The sequence below is a fragment of the Cedecea sp. genome (assembly GCF_036500665.1).
Lineage (GTDB): Bacteria > Pseudomonadota > Gammaproteobacteria > Enterobacterales > Enterobacteriaceae > Cedecea.
The window spans coordinates 1-5,044 of sequence record NZ_DASYBS010000015.1; the positions used below are offsets into that span (position 1 = coordinate 1).

The window sequence follows — 5,044 nt, forward strand, 5'->3', positions numbered from 1 at the left end:
GTTTATGTCGGATTGGCTAAGGTTCCGTTCACCTGCAGATCGATTTCCCCTGCACGTTCAGAGTACGGTGAACGTGTCCGGGGGATAACGCCATCCCCCGAACAGCCCCGGCGCCCGGCGAGCTCATCGCCGCTAAAGCGGAAAACCCACCGGTTATCACCCAAACATTCGGGGTCGTTCGCGATTCGTTCCCGACGATCGCTCTCTTTCGCTGCTCCCGGCAGCTCAACCCCGCCTGAGTTGGGTCATAACCGGGGGCGATGAGAGCCGGGAACAAGGGTGTGGCTGTAGGTCTTGAAGCGGCTGTAACGTTCTGTGTAGCTGCGGGTTTGAAGCGGGGCTCGGTTCCGGCTTAAATCGCCTCCGTTTTCTCTCCGACTGGCCAGGGTCCGGACGTCGGGAACGGCCGGAGGCTGAGAGCGTCGGGAACGCATCTCAGCCGACCCAGGACTGGGAGATAAAACGGAGGTTTACCGCTTGCGGCGATTTATTTGGCCGGGAGTCCGGGGTCTCGGGGGAATGACGGTGATTCTCCCGAGACGTTCACCGGTTCGGTGGCTGCATATGAAACAGGGCTGGAAGTGAACGGAATATCCGCCAATCTTTTATGGGCTGTATTTATGACGACGAAACAGCTTCTCTAGAGAAACAGGAACATTAACTCACCACCACCGGCACTCGCGGCGCTAACGCACACATCAGCTCATAACCAACCGTACCTGCGGCGCTGGCGACATCGTCAATTTTGACGTTTTTGCCCCACAGCTCGACCGGGCTGCCGATACCGGCTTGCGGGCATGGCGTCAGGTCCACGGTAATCATGTCCATCGACACTTTTCCTACCACTCTGGTCATCACGCCGTCCACCATCACCGGCGTGCCGTCCGGGGCTATGCGTGGATAACCGTCCGCGTAGCCACCCGCGACGATGCCGATACGCTGTTCACCGCTTGCCGTATAGCGGCTGCCGTAGCCTACGGTATCGCCCGCTTTCAGGGTCTGGATGCCGATAATTTCGCTGCCGAGCGTCATCACCGGCTGTATACCGCTGGTTGCCACATCCTGCCACTGCCCGCTCGGAGAAGCGCCATAAAGGATGATGCCCGGGCGAACCCAGTTAAAATGCGCTTCAGGATGCCACAGCGTAGCGGCCGAATTTGACAGTGAGCGAGGTGCATCAATGCCCTCCGCGGCCTGCTCAATGCGTTTCATCGGCCCAACAATGCCTTCTGGCTGCTCAGCATCGGCAAAATGTGCCATCAGCGTCAGTTGACCCACATTCGGGATAGAACGGAGTTTTTGCCAGATGCCGTGCACCCGATCGGGCGTAAACCCGAGACGATTCATCCCGCTGTTAATTTTGAGATACACATCCAGCGGCGCGCTCAGCTTCGCGTTTGCTATCGCCTTAACCTGCCAGTTGCTGTGTAGGCTGGTGGTCAGCCGGTATTTGTCGAACAGCGCCAGCTCATCGGCGTGGAAGAAACCTTCCAGCATCAGGATTGGGCCTTTCCAACCGCGCTCTCGCAGTAAAATGGCCTCTTCGAGATTCAACATCGCAAAACCATCTGTCGCGCTGAGCGCCGACCAGACGCGATCCAGGCCGTGGCCATAAGCGTTGGCCTTAACGACCGACCAGACGCGAGAATGCGGTGCGGCTCGGCGCACCACGTCGAGATTATTGCGCAGCGCGCTGAGATCCAGCGTCGCTACCACAGGACGGGACATGACGGCTCCTTTTAGTTATGTGCGCCATGAAGATGGCGAGCGCTCAGGGGCGTAAAGCCTGGCGTGTAGCGGGCAATACCTAAATCCTCGCTCGGTATCGCCGGCGTGCGACCGGAGATCAGGTCGCTCAACATCTGGCCTGAGCCGCAGGCCATTGTCCAACCCAGCGTGCCGTGTCCAGTATTCAGCCAGAGATTCTTGAACGGTGTCCGCCCAACAATCGGCGTACCGTCCGGCGTCATTGGGCGCAGGCCGGTCCAGAAAGTCGCCTGCTCCACGTGCCCACCGCGCGGATAGAGATCCCTGACGACCATCTCCAGCGTCTCGCGACGCGGCTGCAGCAGGTCGGTATTGAAGCCAACGATTTCCGCCATTCCACCGACGCGAATACGGTTATCAAAGCGGGTAATGGCAATTTTGTAGGTCTCGTCGAGAATGGTCGAGACCGGCGCGCCCTGCACATCGGCAATCGGGATAGTCAGCGAGTAGCCTTTTAAAGGATAGACAGGAATATCGGCAATGCCCTTGAGCAGGCCGGTGGAGTACGAGCCAAAAGCCACCACGTAAGCATCACCCTTCACCACTTCCTGGCCGCACTGCACGCCGCTGATTTGCTGATTTTCGTACAGCAGGCGATCGACCGGCGTATTGAAGCGAAACTCAACGCCCGCTTCCGCCGCCATGCGCGCCAGGTTTTGGGTAAACAGCTGGCAGTCACCTGTTTCATCGTTAGGTAAACGCAGCCCGCCGGTCAGCTTATGGGCAACGTCCGCCAGCGCTGGCTCTACGCGATTGAGCTGGCTGGCTTCCAGAAGCTCATACGGCACTCCGGCATCTTTCAACACCGCGATATCTTTTGCCGCGCTTTCATACTGCTGCTCGGTACGGAACAGTTGCAGAGTCCCGCCCTGCCGTCCTTCATACTGAATCCCGGTAGCGTGGCGCAGCTCTTTCAGGCAATCGCGGCTGTATTCGGCCAGGCGCACCATGCGGCCTTTGTTTTCCATGTAGTGGCGGGTATCGCAGTTGCGCAACATTTGCCACATCCATTTTAGCTGGAACTGGGTGCCGTCCAGGCTGATGGCCAGAGGCGCATGGCGCTGGAACATCCACTTGATGGCTTTTAACGGGACGCCCGGTGCCGCCCACGGCGCAGCGTAGCCCGGTGAGATCTGCCCGGCGTTGGCAGCGCTGGTTTCCTGCGCCGGCCCTGATTCGCGATCGATAACGGTGACTTCATGCCCGGCCTGACGTAAATACCAGGCGCTTGCCACGCCAACGACACCACTTCCCAGCACCACAACACGCATATCTGCTCCGCAATTAGCTAAAAGAATAATCTTCTGATTACATATTGATAACTCAGTTGAATATGTTATTCAACATATGGCTTTATTATGGTGACTAACCTCACAGGTTTGCCCGCCAGCACTGGCCCGGAATAATTAGCATCTCCTGCACGGGAAAACATTTTAACCAAAATAAAATGCTAGATGGCGGGCAAAAAGCCGGGTATCGGAATCAATAAATCGCGAATAAAAAATTTTACTTGTCGGCGCTATCTTTCAGGAGTTGTCTATTCTTGAAAGTGAGGCTTTCCATTCAGAGAGAGCCGAAAACAATGAGGGCGCGCTGATGGCTACCGTAACTGATTTCGCCACAAAGGATCCCAACCGTCTGAGCGACGGACCCGACTGGACGTTTGAGCTACTGGATATCTACCTGGCTGAGATTGACCGGGTAGCAAAGCTCTACAGGCTGGACACCTACCCCCACCAGATTGAGGTCATCACCTCAGAACAGATGATGGATGCCTACTCAAGCGTGGGGATGCCGATTAATTATCCGCACTGGTCTTTTGGCAAAAAATTCATCGAGACCGAGCGCCTGTATAAACACGGGCAGCAAGGGCTGGCGTATGAAATCGTCATCAATTCGAATCCCTGCATTGCCTATCTGATGGAGGAGAACACCATCACTATGCAGGCGCTGGTGATTGCACACGCCTGTTACGGGCATAATTCCTTCTTTAAAAATAACTACCTGTTTCGCAGCTGGACGGATGCCAGCTCGATAATCGACTACCTTATTTTTGCCAAAAACTACATTACCCAGTGCGAGGAGCGCTACGGTGTGGATGAAGTAGAGCGGCTGCTGGACTCGTGCCATGCCCTGATGAACTATGGCGTGGACCGCTACAAACGCCCGCAGAAGATTTCGCTGCAGGAAGAAAAAGCGCGCCAGAAAAGCCGCGAGGAGTATCTGCAAAGCCAGGTAAACACGCTGTGGCGTACGTTGCCGCGTAAGGAAGAGGAAAAAACCGCGGAGTCCGCCCATCGCTTCCCTTCCGAACCGCAGGAGAATCTGCTGTATTTCATGGAGAAGAACGCTCCGCTGCTGGAGCCGTGGCAGCGTGAGGTCCTGCGCATTGTGCGCAAGGTCAGCCAGTATTTTTATCCGCAAAAGCAAACCCAGGTGATGAACGAAGGCTGGGCGACATTCTGGCATTACACTATTCTCAACCATCTGTATGACGAGGGAAAAGTCAGCGACCGCTTTATGCTGGAGTTTCTCCATAGCCACACCAACGTGGTGTTTCAGCCGCCGTATAACAGCCCGTGGTACAACGGCATTAACCCTTACGCGCTCGGGTTTGCGATGTTCCAGGACATCAAACGCATCTGCCAGTCACCGACGGAAGAAGACCGCTACTGGTTCCCGGATATTGCCGGTAAAGACTGGCTGGAAACGCTGCACTTTGCCATGCGCGACTTCAAGGACGAGAGTTTTATCAGCCAGTTTCTGTCGCCTAAGCTGATGCGAGACTTCCGCCTGTTCACCGTGCTGGATGACGACCGTAATAATTTCCTGGAGATTTCGGCCATCCATAACGAAGAAGGTTATCGGGAAATTCGCTCTCAGCTCTCGGCGCAGTACAACCTCAGCAACCTGGAGCCAAATATTCAGGTCTGGGATGTGGATCTGCGTGGCGACCGCTCTTTAACGCTGCGCTATATTCCGCACAACCGTGCACCGCTGGATAAAGGGAGGAAGGAGGTACTGAAGCATGTGCATCGCCTGTGGGGATTTGACGTGATCATGGAGCAGCAAAACGCGGATGGCAGCGTCGAGTTGCTTGAGCGTTGCCCGCAGAAAAACACGCTATAACGGAAAAAATTAAGCGCAAAAAAAACGCTTCCTGAAGGAAGCGTTTGAAACTGCTGATAACGTCCATTGTCCTCGAAAAGTTTATCGCTACTCGCACAAAACAATGAATGATGTTCTCTGGTTTGCCCCAAACAGTCGAAAACCACGT

At 55.5% G+C, this 5,044-nt stretch carries 3 protein-coding genes; 1 reads left to right on the plus strand and 2 read right to left on the minus strand.

Features of this window, described 5'->3' with window-relative positions; all coding sequences use genetic code 11:
- Positions 1-657: 657 nt before the first annotated feature.
- Positions 658-1,728, minus strand: coding sequence for a catabolic alanine racemase DadX (gene dadX, locus VGM55_RS02310; RefSeq protein ID WP_331634467.1), 1,071 nt, complete (start codon positions 1,726-1,728; stop codon positions 658-660).
- 11 nt (positions 1,729-1,739) lie between these two features.
- The gene (locus tag VGM55_RS02315; RefSeq protein WP_154186745.1) at positions 1,740-3,038 is read right to left on the minus strand and encodes a D-amino acid dehydrogenase; all 1,299 of its coding nucleotides are present in this window, start codon (positions 3,036-3,038) and stop codon (positions 1,740-1,742) included.
- A 325-nt stretch (positions 3,039-3,363) separates the two neighbouring features.
- Between VGM55_RS02315 and VGM55_RS02320 the strand changes: the two genes are divergently transcribed.
- Complete coding sequence (locus VGM55_RS02320; RefSeq protein WP_154186743.1) at positions 3,364-4,896, plus strand: SpoVR family protein; 1,533 nt, start codon at positions 3,364-3,366, stop codon at positions 4,894-4,896.
- The last annotated feature ends 148 nt before the right edge of the window (positions 4,897-5,044 follow it).